Origin of the sequence: Vibrio sp. Y51_MX_L26 (assembly GCF_024181935.1) — a bacterium.
Lineage (GTDB): Bacteria > Pseudomonadota > Gammaproteobacteria > Enterobacterales > Vibrionaceae > Vibrio > Vibrio diabolicus.
This window is the reverse complement of the sequence record NZ_JAMZAS010000010.1, coordinates 27143-46695: the sequence shown is the minus strand read 5'-3', so window position 1 is coordinate 46695 and position 19553 is coordinate 27143. Positions and strand designations below refer to the sequence as shown.

Genomic DNA, 19553 nt, shown 5'->3' with positions numbered 1-19553 from the left:
TTGTTCTTTCCTAAACCGACCTTTACGCCTGCGTGTAGGTCGGTGTCATTTCATGACTCACCACACGTGGTGAGCGATCTAAAATCCCAGTATTTTTTGCCGCCTCTGCTCCCAGAAACGTCGTATTGGTTCTCGAACCTTCTGCATCATATTTTGCGATATCAGAAAGTTTAACCATGTATCCCGTAACGCGAATCAAATCATTTGAGGCCACATTCGCGGTAAACTCACGATAACCAGCATTTAACGCCCCTTTGCACAAATTGAACATCGCTTCTGGGTTTGATTTCACCGTTTCATCAATCGTCAAAATATCGCTGATACCTGCACGATAATACTGGTGATGCTCAGCTGTTGCTTGTACATAAGTGACAGGGTCTGGCTCCGTGCCATAAGGAAGACGCACACCTGGCGTAACGCCAAGATCTAAGCTAATACCACCTTGAGCATGTAAGAGCGCTTTGCCATCCAAACCATATTTCACTGGGGTTGACTCCACTAGTTTCGCCAGTGTGGCTGAAACATCATGAGCAAAGGCATTCGCACGCTCATCTTGTCCGTACTGCCCCGTTTGGCCTTCTTTTTCGAACAGAAGATTAACCGCTTCTGCCATACCATAAATGCCATACATTGGTGCGAAACGGGACTCTTCAATCAACCCTTCTTGCGTCAAAAACCCTTGAAAGAAATTGGACTTTTCATGCAAGTGCGTACTTCTAGCGTCCATCAACTCAACCATTAATTGATGATATAGAGGTAAAATACTGTTTAAGAAGTCGTTACAATCCGATGCTCGTTCTGCGACTTCTTTTAGGTTCATGCGCACCAGCGTGTTTGAACCACCAGCCAGTGGCAGCGAATTGTAGCAACTTACAATACCAAAACGTGAACCGCTGTAGGCTTTCGAGTGCACAGGGTAATTGGCAATATGAGGCTTGCTACACTCGCAAATATTCTGCGTCGCTTGACGAAGTAAATCATCAGGCGTGACCGACTCGTCGTACATGAAAGTAAGATTTGGCGCAATCTGCTTGAGCTCGGCGTCCACTTTTAAAATAGTGCGACAAATAATATTGTCTGTCGGTCCGACATTCACGTGCATAAACGCATCTGGCAATGTGCGATCCAACATGATCCAAAAATGTTTTAACTTTTTGTAAATTTGATTCTCTGTCAGGTCGCCTATGTAAGGCAGTAAGACATCATCCAACTGACCTAAATACACCGGAATATTCGTTACCGATGGAACATGATGGTAAATGATGGTGAGCATATTCAGCGCATCATCGAAATCGTCAGCTGGAAGCAACTCTAGATACTCAGAGCCTTGCGATAGGAACTTAGCGTAATCAGGCAGCACATAGCGTGGTTTGAAAGGTGCATGGCCTTCAAACATATCACAGATGATTCCTTCATCCATTGCTTGTCTTAGCGATGGGGAAATCGACATGTAAGGAATACATGCTTCCGCCTCCAAGGCCAAAAAGTTCGACTTTTGTTTTGGAGAAAGACGAACATCAGTCGCAATGTCTAGAAAACGTTGTTGTAGTTCAGAAAGGCTTTTCATCTGAGATGTCCCTGAAAAAGTAACCACAAACCCACAAGATAAAACATGGATTCTACCCCTAAAGAGTAACGTGATTTTACTCCGGCTTACCTGTTGCCACTAATGAAAATAAACAAAACGTCTATTTCCATAATGGAAATAAGCTAACGCTAAATTAGGTTATTGCAACTTACGCTATTGAAATAATCCAACCATGCACCGAACACGCGCTTTCTCATCGGTTTGCCGTCGACAACATGACGCCCGCGCTAATAAATACTCCGCCAGTCAGGCGATTGAACAACTTGGCTCTTCCAGCGACAAACAGCCAGTCTGAAGCTTTTACACCTAATAATGCATAAAATGTTAGCCAACTTAGCTCAAACACCACAAATGTAGATGCAAAAATCGCGTATTGAGCCAGCAAAGTCGCAGAGGGATCAATGAACTGAGGAAACAAAGCGGTAAAAAAGACAATCGCTTTCGGGTTACTAGCGCCAACAATAAAACCACTGGTGAACGCGCTGAGCGCATTCGAGGAGCTTTGGACGGCTGCCGTTTTGTCAAAATCCGTTTGAGAAGAGCGCAGCGCTTGAGTGCCTAACCAGATTAAATAAGCGGCACCACACCATTTGATGATATTGAAGACCAGCTCAGATGAGGCAATCACAACCCCTAGCCCGGTAAAAGAAAGCGTTAGTATAATAGTGATCGCTGATAAACTGCCTAGCGCAGTCATGAGGGCAATACGAAACCCACTACTCACACCTTTACTTAAACACAGCAACGAGCTTGGCCCAGGCGATGCAGTAAGCACCAAAACGGCTAGAGTGTAAAAAATCCATGTATCAATTTGCATTGGCATCCCTTCCCGCAAAAAGTAGAGGGTTATATCTCAATCTTTATTGAGATATTCCTAGCTCAGTTTCCATCCATGAAACTCGATTCTTTAATAACCACCTAATCCCTACATAATTTAGAAACCATTAATAGATAGTTATGCAATCAAAATACGCTCTGCATGCAAGGTTGTAAAGCATGTTTATTTTTCTTAATCATAAAAAGGCTTGGGATCGATTTCTAACGATGACGGAGCGACTGCTCTTTCTATTTTGTGTAGGCTATTTTTCAAATCGACCATCGCCACATCGATATAACGCTGATATTTGCGTGAGTAAAAACACTTCACTTCTGGCTTTAAAGCTTGAGAGTCATTTGAGGACCAAACAATACCAACACGCCCATCACTCAACTCAACAATAGAGCCCACTGGGTACATCCCAACGCAATTAATGAACTTGTAGACTAGGTCTGCATCTAAATGAAATGGCGTTAAACTCAACAAGATTTTAAACGCTTCTGCTGAGCTCATGCCTTTTTTGTAGCAACGATCGGCCGTCAATGCATCGTAAATATCAACAATACAACTCATGCGGCCGTGAATCGGAATCTCATCGCCTTTCAAGCCTCTAGGGTAGCCCTTGCCATCTAACTTCTCATGATGCATCAAACAGACATCGCGACTCACATCACTAAGGCCCTTTACATGGAGGATAATTTCACCAGCGAACACTTGATGTAGCTTCATGTGTTCAAACTCTTCAGGTGTTAGCTTTGCTGGTTTATGCAAAATCTTGTCATCAACTTTGATTTTACCTACATCATGAATGATGCCACCAATAGCGAGCTGCTTTAATGTCTGCTTATCTAACCCCAAGTACTTACCAAATGACACTAAAAGACAAGCCACATTGACAGAGTGTTCCAACAAGTAGGAGTCTTTTTTTCGGAGTGCAGAAACACATTGCAACGCATCTGAGTCGATAAAAACGCTTTCAATGACATCATCGGCCCAAGCTTCTACCTCATCAACTTCAATAATTTTGCCTTCAAAAGTTTGATTCAATAGTTTCTGCGCCAGATCTTTTGCTTCCGCAATTAGCTTTTTGGCTCGTTTATGTTGAACATCTCTCGAGCGATAAGCGCGTTGCACCTTCGAAAAGTCAGAGGACTTGGGCTCTCGCTCCTCTTCTACGGCAACAATGGATTCATCCACAGGCTTAAAGACACACTTCTGAGAAGATAATGTTTGATCTACCCAAACATACTTCACGCCACTCGCGGTAAGCTTCTTAATGCCCTCTGGGCTAGATATCCGCCCTGCATTGGCTAAATTTACACGCTTGTTGTGCTCTATCGCGGTAACAAACATACCAACGCCGACATCAGCGAGCGCAATTTTGATTGAATTTTTTGGATCGTACTGCATAAAAAGAAAGCTTACTCGATATTAACGACAGTATTATAAGAGATTTGATTAATTGGCGTGATAATAAATTAGAATTGATTACTATTAATGAGCATCCTGTCAATTAATAACCCATCGCGATCACTAAGCCCTTTTTGTTATTATGGTCTTTAGCCTAGCAAATATACAGATATGACACTCAAGAGCAGAACCTCTAACCGACACGTCTTAAAATAACTTGAGGATAATTATTCATAAATATTTATAGATTGCGGACAGCATCAATAACTGTATTTTATAAATGATTTTTACTGTTGACTATTTTTTATAAATGTCGATGATTAGCCGCCTAATCTTAGTATGTTATTAACCTAGTAGCGCATAAAATGATAGCCAAACAATTTGAACTGATACTTTTGTGATTGTAATGTACGCCAACAGATCAACTCTATGTTATCACCCCCACACACTCATCTCTGATGCTAACACGCTCGAGGAGGAAATATCTTGACCACCATATTTGACCAACAAGCCTCAGATAGTGACCGAGAGTTCCTGAAAATCGTTGAAGAACGATTCATTCATATCTTCGACGTATTTAACGAAGGCCTCTTCTACATGGATGAGTTTGGTACCATGGTATTTTACAACAAAGGCTTCTATGAACAGCTCGGTATTAACGCTGGCCGAATCAGTTTAGAGCAATGGTTAGAGCTTGTTCATCCTCTTGATCGAGAAAGGCTGTCCACAAGGGTCGATGCGCACATCACGACCAACAATAAGAGGGTTACAACCACTTACCGAGTTCGTAAACCCAATGGACAATACGTCTGGATAGAAGGCGTAGCCATGACCAAAGAAACAGAACATGGCCATTACATGGTTGGCAGCCATCGCGATATTTCTGAGCGTAAGCTGATGGAAAGTTACATCCATCAAGTTGCATTTCATGACAACGCGTCAGGCATGGCTAACCGCGCCCATCTCTTGCTGGATATCGAGGACAGTGTACGTACCACCGATTCTTGCGCGTCTATTTGTTATATTCAGATCGAAGACATCAAATCTTACTTGAATCAATATGGCAGTGAACTGGTCGATGGGTTAGTAGAGAAGTTGCTACAAACTCTCAGTCACTTGCCCTCTCCAAACAGCTCGGTGTATCGCGTGCATGATGATGACTTTGCGATTTTGATTCACGATGAGTGCTCAATAGAAGCGCTACAGAGTTACGCTGAAAGTTTAAAACAAACCTACCATGAAGCGGTGATTGAAGAAGGCCAATACCTAGGTAGCAACATTAGCATTGGTTTGTATCCTTGTATTGACCCTAGTCACTCCGCAGAGGAAATTTTACGTAAAGCGGCAAGAACTTGTCAGTACGCGAGCGAACAAAATAGAGACCGCGTCGCGGTCTACAGTGAGAAGACGCAGCATGCCGTTGATCGCTACTTCTTTATTGAGCAAGGTCTTAAAAGTGCGCTAGAAAAACAGACATTAAGTGTTAAGTTCCAGCCAATTATTGACGCCAAAAGCTCAAAAGTGGTGAGCTTCGAATCACTAGTGCGCTGGCGTAGCAAAGAGTTTGGCGAAATTTATCCCGACGAGTTTATCCCTGTAGCAGAGAACAAAGGATTGATCGTCGAACTGGGATATCAAGTATTTGCCAAAGCGTGTGAATTCATCAAAAACTACCGTGAACGTTACCAAAACCAAGTTCGTGTTAACGTGAACGTTTCTGTACTTCAGTTGATGAACAGCGAATTCCCTACGCGAATTAAAGCCATGGCGGATGAAGCAGGCGTTGACCCCGAGTCTATTGTTTTGGAACTGACAGAAACGTTTATTTTGGATAATAACCAGACGGCTATTGCCCCCCTAAGCACGCTCAGGGAGTTAGGTTTTGCACTCTCGCTCGATGACTTTGGCTCTGGTTACAGTTCATTAAATAGCTTCTTCGACTTGCCGATGACACAAATCAAAATTGATAAGTCGATGGCATGGAAGACACTGACCAATCGCTCTTCTCAAGAGTATTTGAAGTTTCTTATCACTATGTGTCAGGAAAATAATATTGAAGTGGTGATAGAAGGCATCGAAGACGCAAAAATGTGTGACTTCTTTTCCGAGATGGGCGTCGATTATTTGCAAGGTTATTGGTTCTCTAAACCACTCTCTGTTGCCAGTGCCAGTCGCTATTCATTGAGCTAAACCGTTCTTCGGCGAAATAATCCCAGAATTAACGCTATTCCGCACGGCCACGTTAAGCATGCTGAACTACTCACAGTAAATTTCAGACACTAACTGGCCGTGACGAAAACAACCCTAGAGAGCCTTGATTAACGTAGGCGCTCAAAAACAACACTCTGATCTAAGTGTTCGTGATATTGAGTGTAATCTAAGCCCATATCAAAGATATATTGAGTCACCAAGTTTCTAACGCACTCAATCAATTGGCTCGCTTGCCATGGCTTCTCAAAGTAGCGGTCAATACCTGCGGAGTTAATCGCATTAATGGTATCCGTGTGCGTCGCCTGCCCCGTCAGAAGCACTTTACGTGTGCGAACAAAACGACTGTCTTGTGATACCTCTGTCAGTAGTTCCACTCCTGTTTTACCTGGCATGACATGATCAGAAATTATTAATGCGATCATCTCGCCTTCTGCATCAAGCTCATCCATCAGTTCTAGAACTTCACCTGCGGATTCGCAGTCTTCGATATTCAACCACTGATGTAACGGCTCTAAATCTTGTAGAACCGCGCTTAATACCTCTCGTTGGTCATCAACGCAAATTACATTAAGCTTCTCCATGTTCACCCTCTACTGGTAACTTGATTCTAAAAATTGTTTTTTCACTGTCGCTCTTTACCACAATAGAGCCGTTATATCCGGCGATAATGCGTTTCACAATCGACAGCCCTAATCCTAAACCAAACGACAACCCACCCTTTTTAGTGGTGAAGTTTGGCCGGAAAATTTTTCTGCGTGTCGCTTCATCGATTTCTGGTCCGTTGTTAGCAATCGTGACCAAAATTTTCCCCTTACTCTCTCGAGTATGTATTTCGATCCCCGGATCTTCGGTTTGACCAAGTGCATCACACGCATTCTTTAAAATATTGACCCAAACTTGGACGAGTTCGGTTTGAGAGCCAACAAAGTCCGGCAACTCCGCTGGGCTAAAACGTACGCTCACGCGTCTTAAGTCACTTTGCAATAGGGCCAGCGCTCGATTGATTGAGTCATTAATATTAAAAGCTTCATCCAAGTCGATATCCGTACGCCCCAATTGTTTCACTGAACGTACAATGCCAACAGTATGTTTAGAGGCAATACGCAAATCATGAAGGTCTCGCCCCATTTGCCAGAAACGTATCGCTTCTTCGGGTCTTTTTAACCAATGCTCCGACAGGAAATTATTTGGAACGGCACGAGCGAGATCACGCGCGAGATCCTTAGGTAAGCCGTAATATTTTTCGAAGTGACGCCCCCGCTTTCTCGCTTCGCTGGAAGAGACTTTCTGTCCTTGCATCAAACCAAAATCAAAAAACTGACTCGCTTCCGGATGAACTTCTTCAAGCAATTCCATGATGACCGACTCGAGTCGCTCAGATTTACTGCTTACCACACCAATAGCATTGTTCAACTCATGAGCAATACCCGCGGCAAGCTGTCCTAACGTTGTCATTTGCTCTGCGGTATGAAGCTTTTGCAACGCTTTTTCTTTAGCTAAGGCCTCTTGCATTGCACGCCGTTGACGCCGAGATAATTCGTTCACCATCACAGGCATAAATTGTGTCGTCAATGGTCCGTATGTCGCCTCTTCCACCGCGGGCGTATCACGCTGTATCCAAGCCAGTTCAACGTCGGTTTGAGCAATAACTGTCGAAGAGGCCGTCCATGTACCAGAAAAGAAACTATGTACGCCAATAAACGCACCTTGAGACGCAGAAAATACCTGAATTGGCTTCTTGTCGTCTTCCGCATAATAGCCAGCCAACTCTCCTGAAAGCACGTAGTACAACCGATCGTTGTAGCCAGCTTGCTCGATCAGCACCGATCCGGATAAAACCGTTAATCGGCGTTCAAGATGGTTAAAATAGCGTTGTACTAACGCATCTAGTTTCGTTTCGTACATGGGTTACCCAATATGCCCAACGGTATGTAAAATCCAAACCATAACAAAACTAAGTAATACACCAATCACGCCCAGTACTGCACCGATACGAGCCATTTGGCTGCTTTCGACATGCCCAGTAGCATGAGCTAACGCGTTTGGTGGCGTACTGATTGGTAACGACATACCGAGTGACGCGGCAAATGTCACGACTAAGATCAGCGTCACTTCTCCACCCAATGGCGTTAACGAAGTCATCGAGGTACCTAGCGCAGCCATAATCGGCATAAGTAAGTTTGCAGTGGCCGTATGCGACATAAAGTTTGCCATTAACAAGCACAAGAACGCCGCACCAAACAAGACCACATATGGCGAGAACTGATCAAACGGAATACTGTGTACCACCAGCTTCGCAAGCCCTGTTTTATCCAGAGCAAGACCCAGAGCGATACCACCTGACACCAACCAAAGCACGTCCCAAGAAATTTTCTTCAAATCTTCCTTGTTGATAATGCCCGTCAATGAGAATACCGCGACCGGAATTAATGCCACTGTGTAAGAGTTCATCCCATGTGCTGACCCCATCAACCAGAGAATAATCGTACCTGCGAAGGTGACATAGACAATCATCGCTTTTGGTGTTTTCAAAAACTTGCTCTTAATATTCAGATCAATGGTGGTTTGCTCGGCTTTATACAAAAAGCCAATCAGAAACCACGCTAGTGCCATCATTACAATGACGAATGGCACGCCAAATACCATCCATTCACCAAAGGTAATTAAGTTGTCACCAACCAAATATTTCAGCGCGATAGCATTCGGGGGCGTGCCGATTGGTGTACCAATACCACCAATGTTGGCGGCAACAGGAATACACAAGGCAAACGCAATTCGACCGGGATCTTTAGGCCCAAATACCGCAATCACAGGGGTTAGAATCGACAACATCATCGCTGTTGTTGCGGTGTTTGACATGAACATGGAAAAGACCGCGGTGATCAACATCAAACCCAACATAACGAACTTTGGGTTTTGCCCAAATGGTTTTAGCAACACGCACGCTAAGTTGACATCCAGCCTGTACTTTGTCGCCGCCATAGCTAAGAAGAACCCACCGAGGAACAGCATAATAATCGGGCTAGCGAAAGTCGCCATTATCTCGTTATATTGCAACAGCTCACCAAAATGTGGCTGCCCTTCTTGCAAGCGAAAAAGTACGATGCTTTTATTCGAAACAAGCAATAGTTCGAGCACAATGATAACGACCGAAGTGGCGTAGATTGGAATGGGTTCAAACACCCAACAGAGTGCAGCAAGCAAGAAGATTGCGATCACTCTCTGCTGGACGATAGTAATGCCATCAAATGGGAATGCAGAGAGGGGCATTAACCAAATAAGCAATGGTATCAATGTTGGAATAATGTATTTGAGATAAGGGCGCATAGTACTACTTCTCTTCCTGAGATGGTTAGCCAGATACGTTTGGCGTTTGGAACGCCATTACCCACCGCAATACCGAAGCTTTTAGGCTCTGACTAAGCCTTCAGAGACGAAAAATGCAGTAATGGCTTGTTCCAGAGAAGATTATGCACACTGTTTTCAAACAAAACTTTGGTGCGAGATCAATGAACTTGTTTTCACATTGGAAAACATTTTATATCTGTGTTCCAGCTCACTAAATGCTCACGATTTCAATGAAATATACTTTTCCATCATAAAGTTAGTTAAGGTTTCTCCCCTAACTTCAGCACGTTGCTGAACCTTAACTGTGAACCCCATTTTCTCGTAGAAAGGCCGGGCAGTGATACTCACTTCAGAGTACAGTCGCTCTATCCCCTGTACTTTCGCCTGTGAAAATAGAAAAGACATCAAATCACGACCAATACCTTGGCCTTGATATTCATGGTGACAAAAGAAATGGTCAATCAAGCCGTCACTTTGCAAATCACAATAGCCAACGACCTGCCCTTCTATTTCCGCGATATAGGGTTGAATAGCATCCATTGTGCGTTGCCATGAATTGAGATCAAAATCTGATGGGGCCCAAGCTGAAACTTGTGATTCGGTATAATCGCGACGATTAATGACTCGTACAGTGTGGTAAAAAAGTGTCCACAATATTGGAGCATCCTCTGTACGATAGCGACGTATTGAGAGCATCGGTTCAACCATTCCTATTCGATAAATACCAAGTATTAACGCAAAGTAATACTGGTGAATTCATCATTTTCAATACCAACCACTAAAGGCTTTTCAAGCTGATCGCTGTTCATCAATACGGTGGTATTTAGCTCTCGACTTGATCTGCGTATTTTGCTTTTTCTGATGATATGTATATTCACAATGTAATCGGAATATTCCTTCGTGACTCCTCCAGAAAACTCCACATGTTCACTTTCATTATCTTGAACCACATGAAATTTTCGATTTGCTTGAATATCAGCGCTGAGTGAAGAGTCACCATAGTTCAGTACAACGGACGTTGGTTCACTATCTTGATTGGCAAAACAGCCAAATGCGAACGTGCATAATGCAAGTATACTTTTTGATTTAAACATTGGTTATTCAATTTCTAGTTATTTTTCTGCCATTTGCATTACCAAACAGCACTCCTTCCGTAATCGCCCATTGTGCCACAGGTGTACGCAAGTCTCTAAATACAGTAAAAGGATGTACGATGAAATTCCGCTAAAAATGGGGAAATCACAATGCAGCTGAGGATAAACCAGCCTATTTAATTGCCCCCAACAACACCCAAGCAATTGTTTTTATTGAATTTAAAAGTAATAAATAGTGTAAGCAATATACGTACAAGCTCTTACTTTTTCATACGCAACTAAGCAAGTTAATAGAGAGAGACAATATTTTCTATGCCACATGTTACAAATCTGCTTACCTCATTATTACGTATGATCCGATATTGTAGCGCTAGCCTTCCCTTCTTTTTAACGAAGGTAAGTTTTAACAATAAGGCTTGCACCTATTTTATAGCTAAGATCAATAAAGCATTTCCAACATCGGTTGGTCTAGGAGCGATCAATGAAAAACTCTCTCAGTTTTACTCATCTATTAAAAGTTGGCTTGATATCAATCGCAGCTTTGATGGGTGGATGCACTCAAGGAGATTGGCGTACCGCAAGCAGAGAACCTGCCGGTATCGCGCCTGACCCTTCCAATGTGAAACATGCCGTAATTGAGTTTTATGCCGCAGATGCATTTGGTTGGCGAGGCTGGTTTGCGGTGCACACTTGGTTTGCGATAAAGCCTGAAAATGCGAACGAATATACCGTGTATGAAGTGGTCGGGTGGCGCGTGAATCGTGGACAACCCGCTCTGTATCAATACCAAACGGGCACACCAGATCGCTACTGGTATGGTGCGAAGCCAGAAAAAACACTCTCAATACAAGGTGAAAAAGCCGATAAACTTATCCCCAAAATACAAAGCGTTATCAACCAATACCCTTGGGCTGAAGAATACACGTTGTTTCCAGGACCAAATAGCAATACATTCCCGGCTTGGGTGGGCAAGCAAATTCCGGAGTTAGAACTCGACTTGCCATTTAGAGCAATTGGTAGCGGCTACGCCAACGAGTAAAACAAAAGCTTGGTAACTGGCGCGTTTTACGTTCAGCGCATAGCACTATACCTATTGTGCGTCTTCACCTAACTCGGTTCTGTTTCTTCCGTTGCGCTTTGCTTTATACAGAGCGTTGTCAGCGTCTTTCATTACCGCTTCAATTGGCATATCGTTGCCTTTCCAGTGAGAAACTCCAAGTGATACCGTTACCTTACCAACGACCAGGAAATCGTGTTTTTCTACGTTATGCCTAATCCGCTCTGCGACATCAACCGCGTGATGAACATCCGTCGCTTCAAGGAACATCATGAACTCTTCACCACCGGAACGGCAAAGATGATCATTCGCTCGGGCTTGCTCTTTCATCAACTGAGCGAATTCTTTGAGTAGATTGTCACCCACATCATGACCATAGTTATCATTGACGCTCTTAAAGTGATCAATATCCAAAGCTAAAATAGAAAAAGCGGTGTTTTCTTGCTTAAACAAGCCTAGAACTTTGTCTAAGCCGCGTCGATTTAACAACCCAGTCATCGCGTCTGTTAGCGTATCCAGTTGCAGCTTATCAATGGTTTTTGAAACGATACCAAACGCTTTGAGGAAACTGAGCTTCAAATGTGAGGCCTCAAAATACCAAGACTTAACCAGCTTCAAATCATCGATGGATGAAGAGTGTTCTTCCACTCCTCGAACAGCGCCAGCCAGTTGCCATAATGGTCTTGAAATAAGTAGAGAGAAGAACCAGATTAACAGCAGAGTTAATAAACCAATTGGAATCGATTTGAAAAATACACTCCACATCTGCTCATCTAGCACCATTAACGTCATTGATTTCGGGCGCTGAGCGACAATTCCCCACCCTGATGATTCAACTGGTGCATACCCTGCAAGCATTTCAACACCGCGAGAGTTCACAATTTCTTTGTTACCACGCTGACCCATTGTCACGGCGTTAATTGCCATATTATCGTTGATCACTTCACCAACCCGCGATTTATCTGGGTGGTAGATCAGCGTATTGCTTTCGTCCACAACGTAAAGGAAAGAGCCATCTTTGTAAGCATGCTGGCTAAGTAATTCCGCAAGAATATTATCCTTCTCTAAATAGATAGTACCGCCGATATAGCCTAAATATTCATTGGACTGAGAAAATATAGGGTATGAGATCGTTAACAGATAATTTCCTGCGGGTGAGATGAATGGCTCAGTGACAACGGGCGCTTGAGCATTTAAAGATTGACGTTTTCTTTCACCAACGAGCTTTACACCTTTCACCTGAAGTGTCTCTGGTGATACAGAAATAATGACGCCTTTCGCATTAACGACAACCACAGAGTTGAATGATTTGGTTTGCTTTCTCAGCCTCTCCGCCTCTTCGTCAAGAAACTGAGCATCGTGCATCTTATCTTTTAGCAAGTTCGCACTGTATTTTAGCTGCGACATTGAGCTTTCTATGAAAGAGTCCGTCATTTCTGACATTTTTTGCGCATAAACGCGGTTGGACTCTAACGTGTTATTGATGATGAGATCTCGTTGCACTCGATAGATCGAATAAAACGCATTGATCAAAGTGACAAGCACACTGAAAACACACAAGATTACAATAAGGTTTCTAAGATTAAGTTTTTCTTTTCTTCTAAAGGACATTTGCCAACTGCCAGCTTCGATGGCTTTTTGTATGAATGAGCGTATAGGTTATATGAAATCGATTTAATTTTCAGGTAGGAAGTTGGGAGCAATATTAAATATTTTCTCACATAATAGGACGTAAAATGAGCTAATAAGAGAATTCAGTGACACAAAATAAATGCCGTGCCACTGTAATATCGCACAACTTTAAGCAAGCTCTGTGCTGGTCATTACCATTGTCTTTAATACATCGACAACAAGCTGATGATCATCTAACTGCGGTAAACCCGATACCGTCACAACCCCAATTAAACCAGAACCCATGATTCGAATTGGGAACGCGCCACCATGAGCACAATACTCACGCGCATCGAGATGTGGCTGATTTTCAAAATCACGCTGCTTTTGCTTATTGTATAGCGAGAGGTAGTAAGAGCTGCGACCATATCTCAATACTGAGTTTCGCTTTCTACGAACCCAATCCAAATGGTCAGCGCACGTTCCTGTCATCGCGTATTGAAATAGCGTTTGTCCAAAACCGTAGACCTCAATAGCCACAGCCGCGTCACAGGCTTCCGCCGCTTCTTTTAAAGCTAAACCAATAGACCACGCTACTTGGTGGTTAAACTCTTTCAATTGAAGCTCATGCTCTTGTTGAGCGACGAGCTCAAGCGTTAAGCTCATGATTTCACCTGAATCGTTTTACCCGTTTTACTGCTTTCCAATGCCATCTCAATCAGAGCGATATTCTGTACTGCTTGAACGGCAGGAACCGGGTTATCAGCACCCAGGCGAATTGCGTCCGCCACACCAACAAAATAAGCTTGATATGCACCTCTCTCCGTTTTGATAGTTTGCGCACCGTCTTCGTCGTAGCGGACACCGTATAACGCCTCGTCCTCTTCCGACCAAGCATCGTTCTCCGGTAATCGGCCTTCTTTTAAGTAACCTTCTTGAGGATCTAATCCGTATTTTTCATATTTAGCCTCAGTACCCAATACTTTATAACGCAGGTTTGGTTCTGGGCTGTATAAGTTTGAATGTAAATGCACAATATGGTCTGGGTAATGAAGCACTAAGTTGTAGTAATCAATCGTCGTCGCGCCCGGACGCATCATTCGACACTGTGCGTCTATCGCATCTGGCAAACCAAATAACACCAAGGCCTGATCGAGAAGATGGGGAGCAAGATCGAATAAAATACCACCGCCATCTTGAGCCTGCTCTCGCCAGCGTTGACGAACTTCAGGACGGTAACGATCAAAGTGCGACTCAAACAACCTCACACCACCTAACTTACCTTGTTCGATAAGCGATTTAACGGTGAGAAAGTCGCCGTCCCAACGCCTATTATGAAAAACGCTCAGAACCAATCCTTTTTCTTCTGCTAAGGCGATCAACTCATTCCCATCTTCTATGCGCGTTACAAACGGTTTTTCAACAATGACATGTTTCCCATTGTTCAACGCGCGCTTTGCGAGCTCGTAGTGCACGTCATTTGGCGCAGTGATGATCACAAGCTCAGCGTCACTGTCATCGAGTAAAGTATTGGCATCAGCAAACCACTGAGCATCTGGCCAATCATTTTGGACCGCTTCCTGTTGACGAGAACTTATTGCGCTCAACGTCAAGTTTGGCAGTGCTTTAATGAAGGGTAAGTGGAAAGTTTTTGCTGAATATCCGTAACCAATCACGGCGGTCTTTACGGGATCGTAAGCCATACTAAGATTCCTTATTTCGGTGAAACAACAATACATTCAATATCATTGTGGTCGAGAAGTTGTTGAAAATCTGATTGAGGAGCATGATCGGTAATAACGATGTCGATCTTTGACAAATCACATACATGGTGAAAATTGTCGCTTCCAATTTTGCGGGATTCACAAACGACAATGACTTGTTGAGCTTGCTCTATCATGGTTTGTTTCATGGTTGCTTCTAGCTCATTATTTGTCGTCAACCCTCGGGGTGACAACGCGCACACACCAATAAACGCCTTATTCACATGATATTGCTTCATTTGCTGTTCTGCTTGTGCACCCAAGATCGCTCTGGCGTAAGGGTCAAAGTGTCCACCTAAGAAATGGACGTCCATTGATTCACTTTTTTCAGCAGCGATCAGTACGTCAATACTGTTGGTGACCACGTTGAGCTTATCTTCTTCATAACGTGCTTTTTCTACGTAAAGTGGGAGCAGAGATAAGATAGTACTGGTATCAATAACAAGGTGGTCACGCTCATCCAAAAGCTTAACAGCCGCTTGAGCAAGGCGATGTTTAGTGTCGCTAATTGCTCGACTGGAGTACGCCTCTGTAGAGGAAGATATCGGGGCAAGCATGACGCCACCTCGGATTCTTTGTAATCCCGGTAGTTGGCTCAACTTAACTAAGTCTCGACGCGCTGAATCTCTCGATATGCCAAAATACTCGCAAACTTCCGATAACGTTATTTTGTTTTGTAGCTCTAGCTTGGCTCTGAGCTCTATCAATCGCTCTTCTTGCGTCATTACTTAAATTCACTTAAGTGGTTTTAAGCAATAATGCCACACAGCAATCAAATAACCAATACGGACGCACGCAATATTTGCTTATGCTGATACCAAACAGAATTGTTAAGTTGAGGAGATGAAGAGCGTTTTGCTCATCACCCCCTATCACAAAATTTTTTGGTGTAATGTTTACGTTAGCTGGGTCGCTACTTTTTCATCGCTTCTTTAAAAACTTGATTCCAATCTTGTTTCATATCGACAAACAGCCAACCTTGCTCTTCACCCACTTTAAATGATTTGTCTAATTTCCCCACGTGAGAGTCTTTATCATACGCCCATTCTCGCTTGTCATCCGTGTGATGGATAACCGCTGAAAATCGTGGGCCAGACCCCGCTTTAGTCCACTCTAGCATTTGTAAGTCACCGTCAGAATTACCAAATGCCATCACCGGGCGCTTACCAATGAAGTTCTGGATCGTGACAGGCTTCACCGCTTTATCATTCACAAAATCAATTTCTGGCAAGCGTTGAATCGTTGGCTTTCCATCAACGACCTGATACTCCGCTTTTAATGTCGTCCCAACGATATTTTGCGTTGGGATCCCGTACACTTCTGGTGCCCAAACACGCATGAAATCAATGCCACCTCCAGAAATTATATAGGTCTGGTAGTCATTTGCTCTCAAGTAGTCGAGTAACTCAAGCATCGGTTGATAAACCATTTCAGTGTATGGCTTTCCCGTCGTAGGATGAACGGCCGTTTTCATCCACTCCTTCACTTCTTGATGGAACTGATCAGTCGACATTCCAGAGTGAGTCGCCATAACAAGCTGCATCACACCTTCAAGGCCTTGCTTGCCAACCCCCTCCAAGTCACCTTTTATTGCCGAAGCAAAAGGTTCTGTTGTTTTCCAATCAGGATGCTCAGAGGCCATCTCTTTCACTTTATCGATCGCAAAAAACAGCTGTAGATAAACGGGTTTTTCTGCCCACAGCGTCCCGTCATTATCAAACGTAGCGATCCTTTGGCTTTCAGGAACATAAGCGTCCGAGCCTTGAGTCGTCGTTTTAGTAACAAACGCCACAATAGCTTGCTTCGCACCAGTGTTGTTCCATGACGGCAGAGGATCTTGCACATCAGCAGCAATGCTATAGCTAGACAGAGCAAAACTTGTCGCAAGGACAATCACCTTTAACTTTATAGCCATTTTAATTCCTTATATTGAGGTACGGGATGCAAATCCAAATGAAAGTATAGTTCACGATTAACAAGCGCAATTCAGAGCAACATATGTAACGACACCAGAAAGTGACCTTGTAACTAGAAACATGCTTTAATTAAAAGAAGCTTACTGATAAAGTGTTGAGTTAGCTGGCGTCAACCTGCTCTGAAGTACTTTGACGTCCCTTTTTCTGATTAAGCTCATCAATCACGTAATCCGGAGCTACTTTCTTAAGTTCCGCTAAACACTGTTCAGACTTGGGGTTATCGTACCGAATGTAGATATCACACACTGCATAAAGCTGCTCCGGCGCGCCAGAGATCAAATAAGCTTTTTCAAAAGCGTCCACAGATTTTTTAAGATCGAACTCTTCTTGCAGAACACCATTTAAGTACCAAAAATAACTGTTGTTCTTTGCGATGTTAGCGGCCTTTTCAATTTCGCTAGCGGCATCATGCTTCTCACCAAGTCTTACTAGCGCCAATGACTTCGAGTAATGCAAAGCCGCGTTATGAGGAAAAAATGTGATTGCATCATCAAGTACTTGGATAGCTTGTCGATCTTTTTGTTGCGCTCGAAAATTGTCCGCATAGCTTAACCAGACTTGCGGGTTACTTGGCATCAGCTTGGTTAGCTCTGGATAAATCAATGCCGCTTTGTCCCACTCTCGATGCCAACGATATACATCGGCAAGGAGTAATCTAGAAACGTTGTCAGTTTTCTGCGACAAGTAGGATGTTAAATCAGTCACCGCGCCTTCGAGTGACTGTTGCTGCTCCGAACTTAAACTAGCGTAATCTCGAACCAAGTTTATCGCTGCGGTAATTCGAACCATTGCATCGTCATCACTTAGCAACGGGGAAACCAGACGCCAGCGATGCTCTATCATATAAGGTTGAGCTCCTACAATTGCCGCTTCACGAATTCCAGCATCTGCATCTTTCAAACCACGAGCGACGGCAACCAAAGCGTTTTGGCTGGGGTAGTTGGCCAGTTCACGTAAAGCATCAATACGCTTTTCTGAAGACAACTTTTTGTTTTGTGCATCATAAGACAGCTTTTCGACTTGCTGTGTTGGTGTAATTGGAGCTTCTTGAGATGCTATCTCAACGGGTGAAACTTTATCTGAATTGAGCAGAGGTTTATCTTGAGCCCAAACGCCTTGGCTTAACGCTACACTCATCGCGAAAGTTAAGAGTGACTTCGTAAAATGCGTTATCTTTTGCATTGATTAGACCTTACTTTTATAAAACTGGACCAGTTGAATCTTAGAACTTAGTGTCAAAAACAGGTTGATTAGACGCTTTCAGGTGCAAAGCCTTATCACTGTATTTGCCGTGTACCACAGGGTTGCCCATCGCTCGTAAAATGTACGCCATTGATTTATCGGCATGCGCAAAAAACTTCTTCCAACCTGCACATAGATAGTTAAGGCCGGGCTCACCTTCTCTGGTGCGAATAAAGCGGTTTTTAGGGCATTCTCCAAAGCATGCAAACTGATAATCGCAATTAACACACTGCTGAGGCAGTGTACGACTTTTAGCAAACCCGAATTTCTGCTGGTCAGGGCTATAAGCGAGAGTATCGAGTTTTTCGCGGTGAATATTTCCGATCTTGTATTCCGGGTAAACATAGTGGTCACACGCAAAGACATCACCGTTTGGTTCCATTGCTAAACCTTTGCCACAGATTTCACCTAGCGTGCATAGTGGGTTTTTGCTTCCCATCCATGTTTCCAAACTTGCTTCAAAATACTGTACAAAAACGTTACCAATATCATGCACGACCCACTCATTGAATATCGCGATAAGGAAGTTACCCCATGCTTCATCCGCCACACAAAATGGCTCGACAACCGAATCCTTATGGCCGGGAATCAGACGTTTATCACCTTGCATTAGTTGCTCATTGGGCTTCCAAGTTTGTGGCGCTGTTGTTCTGAAAGTTTTCTGCTCAACAATTGGAATAAACTGCATTTGAGGCGAACATACTTCATCTCGTAAGAAGCGATACACTTCCAAAGGGTTACGACTGGTCAAGTTGTTCACACACGTGAGCGTTGCAAACTTCACTTCATGCTTATGCAATAGCTCAACGGCGTTCATTACTTGTTTAAATGTACCTCTTCCCGCTCGGTTTGTTCGGTAAGCGTTGTGCATCATCTCAGGGCCATCGATGCTTAAACCGACGAGAAAGTGGTTCGCTTTTAGAAACTCGCACCACTCATCATTAAGAAGCGTGCCATTAGTCTGAAGATCATTAGAGATCGTAATACCATGAGGGCGGTATTTATCTTGTAATTCAACAATTCTTTTGAAGTAATCCAACCCAAGCATGGTTGGCTCTCCACCTTGCCAAGAGAAGATAACTTCAGGTGTGTTCTGCCCTTCTATGTATTGGCGGATATAGCTCTCTAAGGTTTCATCATCCATTATTGGCGAGCACCCTTGCTTATATTCCAACAAATCTTGTTTGCTTAAGTAATAACAATAAGTGCAATCGATGTTGCAGGCAGCACCAATGGGCTTTGCCATCACATGTAAACGCTTAGATGCTTTTCCGTTGAACTGAGGCCCTTGAGTTATGTGCATTCATCACCTTCTTAGTTGCTAACCTGTCCCCAATGATGTCAAACCTAATCATCGAGTTAATCACCTAGGGTGATGATAATGTTCAATTATTCTCGGCGCTTGTTATAGTGTGTATAACCGTTTGTTATGGTTT

General features: G+C 43.5%; 17 protein-coding genes. 2 read left to right on the top strand and 15 right to left on the bottom strand.

Annotated elements, in window-relative coordinates; all coding sequences use genetic code 11:
* Positions 1–22: 22 nt before the first annotated feature.
* From NL645_RS18040 to NL645_RS18030, 3 genes are all read right to left on the bottom strand, one after another.
* Positions 23–1567 carry a YjjI family glycine radical enzyme gene (locus NL645_RS18040; protein WP_253652146.1) on the bottom strand — a complete coding sequence of 515 codons (1545 nt, stop codon included), beginning with the start codon at positions 1565–1567 and terminating at the stop codon, positions 23–25.
* Between the two features lie 214 nt (positions 1568–1781).
* Positions 1782–2405: a LysE family translocator gene (locus NL645_RS18035; RefSeq protein ID WP_253652145.1), complete on the bottom strand. Its 624-nt coding sequence runs from the start codon at positions 2403–2405 to the stop codon at positions 1782–1784.
* A 192-nt stretch (positions 2406–2597) separates the two neighbouring features.
* Positions 2598–3815 (bottom strand): HD-GYP domain-containing protein, encoded by a 1218-nt coding sequence (locus NL645_RS18030; RefSeq protein WP_253652144.1) that lies wholly within the window; start codon positions 3813–3815, stop codon positions 2598–2600.
* A gap of 486 nt (positions 3816–4301) precedes the next feature.
* Between NL645_RS18030 and NL645_RS18025 the strand changes: the two genes are divergently transcribed.
* Positions 4302–6005, top strand: a complete 1704-nt coding sequence (locus tag NL645_RS18025; protein WP_104974149.1) for a bifunctional diguanylate cyclase/phosphodiesterase — start codon at positions 4302–4304, stop codon at positions 6003–6005.
* 128 nt (positions 6006–6133) lie between these two features.
* Here the strand turns inward: NL645_RS18025 and NL645_RS18020 are convergent, their stop codons facing one another.
* The 5 genes from NL645_RS18020 to NL645_RS18000 form a co-directional block, all read right to left on the bottom strand.
* Positions 6134–6607: a response regulator gene (locus NL645_RS18020; protein WP_047008729.1), complete on the bottom strand. Its 474-nt coding sequence runs from the start codon at positions 6605–6607 to the stop codon at positions 6134–6136.
* Positions 6594–7931, bottom strand: a complete 1338-nt coding sequence (locus NL645_RS18015) for a sensor histidine kinase (protein ID WP_005394159.1) — start codon at positions 7929–7931, stop codon at positions 6594–6596. Before NL645_RS18015 ends, NL645_RS18020 begins: the two co-directional genes overlap by 14 nt.
* A gap of 3 nt (positions 7932–7934) precedes the next feature.
* Complete coding sequence (locus NL645_RS18010; RefSeq protein WP_253652143.1) at positions 7935–9353, bottom strand: DASS family sodium-coupled anion symporter; 1419 nt, start codon at positions 9351–9353, stop codon at positions 7935–7937.
* Between the two features lie 240 nt (positions 9354–9593).
* Positions 9594–10070, bottom strand: coding sequence for a GNAT family N-acetyltransferase (locus NL645_RS18005; RefSeq protein ID WP_048626344.1), 477 nt, complete (start codon positions 10068–10070; stop codon positions 9594–9596).
* A 35-nt stretch (positions 10071–10105) separates the two neighbouring features.
* Positions 10106–10468 carry a hypothetical protein gene (locus tag NL645_RS18000; protein WP_046875214.1) on the bottom strand — a complete coding sequence of 121 codons (363 nt, stop codon included), beginning with the start codon at positions 10466–10468 and terminating at the stop codon, positions 10106–10108.
* Between the two features lie 481 nt (positions 10469–10949).
* Here NL645_RS18000 and NL645_RS17995 point away from each other — a divergent pair, with 481 nt between their 5' ends.
* Positions 10950–11507 (top strand): DUF3750 domain-containing protein, encoded by a 558-nt coding sequence (locus NL645_RS17995; RefSeq protein ID WP_253652142.1) that lies wholly within the window; start codon positions 10950–10952, stop codon positions 11505–11507.
* A gap of 51 nt (positions 11508–11558) precedes the next feature.
* On the opposite strand, the gene NL645_RS17990 is transcribed toward NL645_RS17995, so the two are convergent.
* The 7 genes from NL645_RS17990 to NL645_RS17960 form a co-directional block, all read right to left on the bottom strand.
* A complete protein-coding gene (locus NL645_RS17990; RefSeq protein WP_047008725.1) occupies positions 11559–13136 on the bottom strand; it encodes a sensor domain-containing diguanylate cyclase in 1578 nt (525 codons plus the stop codon).
* A 189-nt stretch (positions 13137–13325) separates the two neighbouring features.
* A complete protein-coding gene (locus NL645_RS17985; RefSeq protein WP_005393342.1) occupies positions 13326–13802 on the bottom strand; it encodes a heme-degrading domain-containing protein in 477 nt (158 codons plus the stop codon).
* Positions 13799–14839, bottom strand: a complete 1041-nt coding sequence (locus tag NL645_RS17980) for an oxidoreductase (RefSeq protein WP_253652141.1) — start codon at positions 14837–14839, stop codon at positions 13799–13801. The genes NL645_RS17985 and NL645_RS17980 overlap by 4 nt, the downstream gene beginning before the upstream one ends.
* An 11-nt stretch (positions 14840–14850) precedes the next feature.
* Positions 14851–15624, bottom strand: a complete 774-nt coding sequence (locus NL645_RS17975; RefSeq protein ID WP_176320473.1) for a DeoR/GlpR family DNA-binding transcription regulator — start codon at positions 15622–15624, stop codon at positions 14851–14853.
* Between the two features lie 188 nt (positions 15625–15812).
* Positions 15813–16814 (bottom strand): HAD family phosphatase, encoded by a 1002-nt coding sequence (locus tag NL645_RS17970; protein WP_046875208.1) that lies wholly within the window; start codon positions 16812–16814, stop codon positions 15813–15815.
* Positions 16815–16974: 160 nt separating this feature from the next.
* Positions 16975–18057: a hypothetical protein gene (locus tag NL645_RS17965; protein WP_253652140.1), complete on the bottom strand. Its 1083-nt coding sequence runs from the start codon at positions 18055–18057 to the stop codon at positions 16975–16977.
* 40 nt (positions 18058–18097) lie between these two features.
* Positions 18098–19420, bottom strand: a complete 1323-nt coding sequence (locus NL645_RS17960) for an anaerobic sulfatase maturase (RefSeq protein WP_253652139.1) — start codon at positions 19418–19420, stop codon at positions 18098–18100.
* Positions 19421–19553: the final 133 nt, after the last annotated feature.

Coding starts and splice junctions, on each gene's coding strand:
- NL645_RS17970 (WP_046875208.1), bottom strand. CDS start 16,814: ATGGCTATAAAGTTAAAGGTGATTGTCCTTGCGACAAGTTTTGCTCTG.
- NL645_RS18030 (WP_253652144.1), bottom strand. CDS start 3,815: ATGCAGTACGATCCAAAAAATTCAATCAAAATTGCGCTCGCTGATGTC.
- NL645_RS17960 (WP_253652139.1), bottom strand. CDS start 19,420: ATGCACATAACTCAAGGGCCTCAGTTCAACGGAAAAGCATCTAAGCGT.
- NL645_RS17985 (WP_005393342.1), bottom strand. CDS start 13,802: ATGAGCTTAACGCTTGAGCTCGTCGCTCAACAAGAGCATGAGCTTCAA.
- NL645_RS17975 (WP_176320473.1), bottom strand. CDS start 15,624: ATGACGCAAGAAGAGCGATTGATAGAGCTCAGAGCCAAGCTAGAGCTA.
- NL645_RS18035 (WP_253652145.1), bottom strand. CDS start 2,405: ATGCAAATTGATACATGGATTTTTTACACTCTAGCCGTTTTGGTGCTT.
- NL645_RS17980 (WP_253652141.1), bottom strand. CDS start 14,839: ATGGCTTACGATCCCGTAAAGACCGCCGTGATTGGTTACGGATATTCA.
- NL645_RS18010 (WP_253652143.1), bottom strand. CDS start 9,353: ATGCGCCCTTATCTCAAATACATTATTCCAACATTGATACCATTGCTT.
- NL645_RS18000 (WP_046875214.1), bottom strand. CDS start 10,468: ATGTTTAAATCAAAAAGTATACTTGCATTATGCACGTTCGCATTTGGC.
- NL645_RS17995 (WP_253652142.1), top strand. CDS start 10,950: ATGAAAAACTCTCTCAGTTTTACTCATCTATTAAAAGTTGGCTTGATA.
- NL645_RS18020 (WP_047008729.1), bottom strand. CDS start 6,607: ATGGAGAAGCTTAATGTAATTTGCGTTGATGACCAACGAGAGGTATTA.
- NL645_RS18005 (WP_048626344.1), bottom strand. CDS start 10,070: ATGCTCTCAATACGTCGCTATCGTACAGAGGATGCTCCAATATTGTGG.
- NL645_RS17990 (WP_047008725.1), bottom strand. CDS start 13,136: ATGTCCTTTAGAAGAAAAGAAAAACTTAATCTTAGAAACCTTATTGTA.
- NL645_RS18040 (WP_253652146.1), bottom strand. CDS start 1,567: ATGAAAAGCCTTTCTGAACTACAACAACGTTTTCTAGACATTGCGACT.
- NL645_RS18015 (WP_005394159.1), bottom strand. CDS start 7,931: ATGTACGAAACGAAACTAGATGCGTTAGTACAACGCTATTTTAACCAT.
- NL645_RS17965 (WP_253652140.1), bottom strand. CDS start 18,057: ATGCAAAAGATAACGCATTTTACGAAGTCACTCTTAACTTTCGCGATG.